The 5,141-nt window shown below is 59.8% G+C and carries 4 protein-coding genes and 3 pseudogenes; 2 read left to right on the forward strand and 5 right to left on the reverse strand.

The window, feature by feature from the left end; all coding sequences use genetic code 11:
• The 3 genes and pseudogenes from CV770_RS43760 to CV770_RS40360 form a co-directional block, all read right to left on the reverse strand.
• A pseudogene (locus CV770_RS43760) lies at positions 1-137 on the reverse strand (IS110 family transposase); the annotation flags it as partial.
• A gap of 28 nt (positions 138-165) precedes the next feature.
• Positions 166-393 (reverse strand): annotated as a pseudogene (locus tag CV770_RS40350) (IS21 family transposase); the annotation flags it as partial.
• A 1,062-nt stretch (positions 394-1,455) separates the two neighbouring features.
• The gene (locus tag CV770_RS40360) at positions 1,456-1,698 is read right to left on the reverse strand and encodes a hypothetical protein (protein WP_201760258.1); all 243 of its coding nucleotides are present in this window, start codon (positions 1,696-1,698) and stop codon (positions 1,456-1,458) included.
• 227 nt (positions 1,699-1,925) lie between these two features.
• Between CV770_RS40360 and CV770_RS40365 the strand changes: the two genes are divergently transcribed.
• Positions 1,926-2,195: a DUF3892 domain-containing protein gene (locus CV770_RS40365; protein ID WP_245454014.1), complete on the forward strand. Its 270-nt coding sequence runs from the start codon at positions 1,926-1,928 to the stop codon at positions 2,193-2,195.
• A gap of 1,327 nt (positions 2,196-3,522) precedes the next feature.
• Here CV770_RS40365 and CV770_RS40375 read toward each other — a convergent pair.
• Positions 3,523-3,726, reverse strand: coding sequence for a cold-shock protein (locus CV770_RS40375; RefSeq protein ID WP_104466254.1), 204 nt, complete (start codon positions 3,724-3,726; stop codon positions 3,523-3,525).
• Between the two features lie 566 nt (positions 3,727-4,292).
• On the opposite strand from CV770_RS40375, the gene CV770_RS40385 reads away from it, so the two are divergent.
• Positions 4,293-4,580 (forward strand): hypothetical protein, encoded by a 288-nt coding sequence (locus tag CV770_RS40385; RefSeq protein ID WP_245454015.1) that lies wholly within the window; start codon positions 4,293-4,295, stop codon positions 4,578-4,580.
• Here the strand turns inward: CV770_RS40385 and CV770_RS40390 are convergent.
• Positions 4,484-5,141, reverse strand: a pseudogene (locus CV770_RS40390) (oleate hydratase); the annotation flags it as partial. The gene CV770_RS40385 and the pseudogene CV770_RS40390 overlap by 97 nt on opposite strands.

Consider the following 5,141-nt stretch of genomic DNA (forward strand, 5'->3'; position numbering starts at 1 on the left):
TCCAACTCGTCGAAATAGCCAATAAGCACCTCAGGCTCGCTGGCGACCTTGACCTCGCGGACGACGTTGCCAGTCCCGTCAACAATGCAGATGCTGCTCTCTTTCAAAGACACGTCGATCCCCGCATCATAGTCCATGGCTGTTCCTCACTTGATGCCTGGAGCCGATCATCTCCTCGAAGACCGCTACCGGGCGTAAGCCAGGTGCCGACTTCAGGATCGGGACGATCTCGGTCTCGAACACGTCGCTCAACGGGTCCGGTCGTCGCCGGCCGCGGGGAGCCTTCCTTTGTGATGGAAGTCGGGGGTCTCTCTCGATCCGATAGGCGGTCGACGCACTGAATGACGCCTTGGCCGCCGCCACTGGCGGGCTATCGGTCTGACGGTACTTCATGTAGAGCCTCAATCTGTGATGTGTCGGCCGGGCAAGCGAGTGATTCCTCTTGGCGGAAGAACCACTTGCATAACCCCGCCGGCCGCGATCACCAGTCGGCGCGGTCCTCCTCGGGATCGCGCGGACGCTGGCCTCGTAACTCCGGTCGGGCTACGCCCTCCCTACGTCACAAGCCCAGCGAAACTCTCTCACCTTGATTGACGCTGCCTTCCATCATGATCGCCGCGCGACAATTGAATCTGATTGATCGGACCCCACGCCGATCAAGGTCGAGACCCCACGCCGAAACACAGGCAGATTTGCAACGCGCTGCGATTTTGAGCGGTGCGTGATGCTGCTCTACATTTACACGGTCATAATGATCGAGTCGTGGCTCGATTTCTGGCTCACGGCAGCCCAACGCTTCGGTTTAGGCGTACTGACCGTGTCAAAGATTCTTTTCTAGCTGCGATTGGAGGCCGTTTTGGAATTGACAGCACAAAGGCTCATCGTTCGTCAGAGCACCATCGGCTGGATGGTTTACGATCGAGAACGCAAGGCCCAGCTCTTTTAAGGAACGGCGCCTGGGCCGAGAAACTGTCGAGAGAAGAGGCCGAACGAATAAGGTATCGGCTTGCGAACCACGTCTCCTGATCGGGGCCGTTAACCGTCACGGCCGCGCGTTAGGAGTACCGGAGTCTTACGGATCGCGTAGGCGCGCTCCCTCCTCCATACTTTATCCAATTCAGGATTTTGCATTTCCTCCCTGGGGCTTGTGCCGGCGTCGACAATGCGAGCGACGCTGTCCCCACCACGCGCGCACTGCCAATGAAGTTAGCGGCAGCGCGACTCGGCGCTTTAAAGTGGACCGATGAGCGCTCTCCCTACCGCGCACCGCTAACTTCAACACGGGCCAGCCTCAAGCGGGCGGAAGAAGCTGACGGGGATTATCTTCTGGACGAACGCCCTAGAGCAACTACCAAGACAGGGCGGTGACTTGGCGATCAGTCCCCGGTCGCAAGCAGCGCGGGCGCGACTCGCTGGCGAAAGTCTCACAGGCGTCGCACCCAAACCGGTTGGCACTCACACGTCCCACTCTAGAAGCGTGCGTATGCGCGCAGTGATCTTCCTCGCCTCTTCCGGCCCGAGGTTGGGTTTCAAGTTGTCGAGTATGCCCAGCACCGCGTGCGCCTCCCTGGCATTAAACGTCGCGACTTGGCGATCTATTTGGCTCAAAGACTGATCGGCCGCACGGGCCTGATTGGCTGCAAGCACCGCAAGCGCTTGCGACCGCAGAGACGTGATGTGCCGCTCGAATGTGCGCATTCCGTTGGCCTGTGCTACCTTGTAAGGTGGCGCCGCAAGCGAAGGTGGCCAGCCCCCTCGAAGACTGTGGCTGGCCACCTTGCTCCTGAGAGGTCCAAGTCCCAAGGTGCGACCAATTTGTATTGTCGAGAAATACAGCAGAGCACCTACCTAAATTAGTAGCCGGTCGAATTGACCGCCCCCGTCTAAGCTAGCGCCTCAGGCTTGCAGATTTGGGAGAGACTCAAATGGCCAAACGCGCACGCATTCGTTACGCCAACAAGACGGACATAAAGAAACCTCACGAAAGAATAACACATGTCGGCGGAGTAAACCCCGATGGAAAGCCGTGGAAGCGATCCATCGACGAGGTTGTCAGAGATATCGAGAGCGCCGAATGGGAGTTCTATGTCGAAGAAAATGGACGCAGGGTTGGTGTGGTTAGGGCCACGCACAACACAAGTACATCAAGACGACGGCCGACGACATTCAACCAGACAATGTTCTCCCGCTCCTAGCCGAGTGCCCCGTATGATCCCAGTCTCACACCGGTAAGCAGCACGGGCGCGACTCGGCGCCGGTCATCTGGGCGGGAATCGGACGCTGTCCTGCCACACCCGCGCCGCCGGTGAAGCTAGCGGCCGCGTGACTCGGCGCCCGATTGCAGACGAGCGCTGTCCCTATCACGCACCGCTAACTTCTACGCAGCCAGCCTCAGCGACGAAAGAAGCTGACCGCGCTCGCTCCCGAGAGGCTCAAATTCCCAGGGGGGCCACCAAGTTGTATCGGCGAAGGGTCTCCCAAGCACCTACCAGCACCAGTGGGTTGCCGCGCTCCCGCGTGCATGCCATATCAAAGTGCTCGGCCTACAAATGTTCGAGCTGGCTCCGCTCATAGGACTAACCGCCGTGCCTAGAACCGAAGTGGTAGCGGCAATCCAAGCATTCACGGACTACGTCCGTAGGCCAAGCCATACACCGGCAGAGACACGTACGGGCCACAGTCAACTGAAGAACAGCTGGCCGTTTGGCGATCCCGGGTTGAAGTTATCTGCTCAAAAATGGACGCGGTGGCGGATTGCCCTCTTTCGACCTTATCCGAATTCGAGGCGCTCAGACGCGAGATGGCGACAGAATTTCCCGCAACGCCACCCGCTTTACTCAACCGTGTAGCGGACGCATTTAACGGCGTGGTTCGGCGGATGCCGGACCCTTAATCAGGACGGAGCCGGATGATGCCTAGCACATTCTCGCTGCGCAAGATCGACGAAGCTATAAGCGACCTCGAACTAAAAAGTTGCTCACGGCGCAGAAATCAGCCACGAGGAGCTCGCGAGCGGCATTCTGCGGATTACGAAGCATCTTCGAGATGAACTCGAAGCCGCGCTCAAGGTAATCGATGGCCTCAAGGATCACACCGGGCTCACGGTGGCAGCCGCGCGACCTAAACAGCGGGGACGTTAGCGGCCACGTGACTCGGCGCCCGAAGCGTTGGAGGTAGAGCGCTGTCCTTGTCACGCACCGCTAACTTCTACGCGGCCAGCCTCAGCGACGAAAGAAGCTGACCGGGCGACGTATCATCCGGACGAATGCCCTAGAGCGACTACCAGGATAGGGTGGTGACGCGGCAATCAGTCTCGGTTCGCAGGCAGCGCGGGGGCGAGTCGCCATCGGCAACTTACTACCAAGGAAGGTACAGCGCGACGAACAGTACCAAGAGGATTAGAGCGCACGCCCACGCGAACAACAGCGCCTTATCCATCGGCCGATTTCGATCGATCTCCTCGGCCGCCCGCAGCGGCGTACCACTGCGGCCTTTCTGTTGAGCAACACAATGGGTGGCGCATCACTCGATTCGTAGATTTTCCGCCGAGTCTTTTCCGCGATTTTTCACGATGTCGAAGCTGACTTTTGCGCCCTCTGCGAGCGAAGTAAAACCAGCCTTCTCAACCGCGGAGATGTGGACAAAGACGTCATTGCCGCCCGAATCCGGTTGAATGAACCCGTAGCCCTTTGTCGGATTGAACCACTTCACTGTCCCAATTGCCACCTAACTTCTCCATTTTTCAAAAATGAAGAGTAGTGCGCGACTCCGACAAAAGAATGGCTTGCAGGCGCCCGCACCAACGCTACATCCTGGCTAGAACGCTGAACGCGTTCTGGCTGGCCACAATGATGTTGTTAGCGTTGGTACCGTCTCCCTGCTCGTTGGCTGAGAATGCTGGGCCGGTTCGGCATTGATCAGAATGTCGGCGAGCGGCTGGTTCAGCTCGTGTGCGGGTGAAACGGACATCTCTCCCGCGGTCGCGTGGCGGTTGGGCGAGCTCCGATATGCGCTGGCGCGCCTCGACTTCGGCGACGAAGAGCAACCCGCGCTCGCGCCGCAGAATGGCTCTCATCAGCCCCCAGCACCGCGCCCGCCTCCAGTCCGATCCCAGGAAACGGGCGAGATCGAGGCTCTTGCAGTAGATCACCGCGTGACCCTTGCCAGGTCACGGAGCCGGCCCGCAGACACTCGCGTGGCGACATGGTCCTGCTCGGCGAACCAGTCTCGCCGAGGGCAACCTCGCCCTTGTCTCTATCACCGACGCAGGTCACGGCATCCTTGCGGGGAAAGTGGCCCGGATCTTCGAGCCGTTTTTCACGATCAAGGCGCAATGCGTGGGCATAGGCCTCTCGATCGCGCATGCCATCGTCGAAGCGCATGGCGGCCGCATCGGGGCCGAAAACGTCTTGTCAGGGGCGCCGTTATTCACGGCGGCCTGCCGCTTGCAGTCGCGCAATGGCGACGCCGTCCAGGGAACGCGTCACGCGAACGCCTTCTCCAGCGTCGCGAAGATCACCGCGAGCGACTTGTCGTGCCGCGTCACCGGCGGCACCGGGCGATCGATCTTCATGAGCTGATAGACCGCTATCTGCGCCGCACGCACCGAATATTCGACGGTGAACACGACGTCGTCGGGAATTTCGACGAACTGGCTGACGAAAGCGAGGTTGACCGAATTCTTCGGCACCGGCACCGGCAGCGGCCGGTCGGTCAGGTTGCGCGGCATGAACATGCTGGTGATGTAGGGCATGCGGCAGGGCACGCAGATCGCGTCCTTGAACACGCCCACATCGAAATTCAAATGGCCACACAGCTCCTTCAGTATCTCCGCGCCGCCGCAATCGGACATCGGCTTCGCGACGAAATTGCCGACGCGGTCGGGATGCAGCGCATAGCCCAGAACACCTGCACATTCTTCGGCTGTCCGGCGAAATGCGGCTGGTGATAGAGCACGACCGACATCAGCCAGTTGGAATCCCTGAACGTGACGAGGCCGCCGGTGCCCGCACGATTGCCGGAGAACGCCTCCATCCGGTCGAAGAAGAGTGGATCGCGGCAGGTGACGGTGAAGGACAGCCAATAGGATTCGGGGATCGAGCTGTTGAACGCGGCGGGATTGCCGAATTCGGGACGCTCCT

Source organism: Bradyrhizobium sp. AC87j1 (genome assembly GCF_002936975.1).
In the GTDB taxonomy this organism is placed as follows: domain Bacteria; phylum Pseudomonadota; class Alphaproteobacteria; order Rhizobiales; family Xanthobacteraceae; genus Bradyrhizobium; species Bradyrhizobium shewense.